Below are 223 nucleotides of genomic sequence, written 5' to 3'. Positions count from 1 at the left end.
CCACACTACCATCGGCGCTACGGCGTTTCACTGCTGAGTTCGGCATGGGGTCAGGTGGGACCACCGCGCTATCGCCGCCAGGCAAATTCATTTCATCCCGACCGTTATGTGTCTGCTCCACACACAACCATCCAGATCAATCTGTTCAACAAGCTAAAAATTCTCTCTCTTCTCTCGCACCAAAACACCTTCGGTGTTGTAAGGTTAAGCCGCTCGGTTCATT

The 223-nt window shown here is 52.0% G+C and carries 1 rRNA gene; it reads right to left on the bottom strand.

Features of this window, described 5'->3' with window-relative positions:
* Positions 1-82, bottom strand: a 5S ribosomal RNA gene (gene rrf, locus ABR397_RS25735); the annotation flags it as partial.
* Positions 83-223 lie beyond the last annotated feature (141 nt).

It is taken from the genome of Photorhabdus viridis, from assembly GCF_040256935.1.
GTDB classification, from domain to species: Bacteria; Pseudomonadota; Gammaproteobacteria; order Enterobacterales; family Enterobacteriaceae; genus Photorhabdus; species Photorhabdus viridis.
The sequence above is the reverse complement of the archived record's forward strand: the minus strand, read 5'-3'. Positions and strand labels throughout refer to the sequence as shown.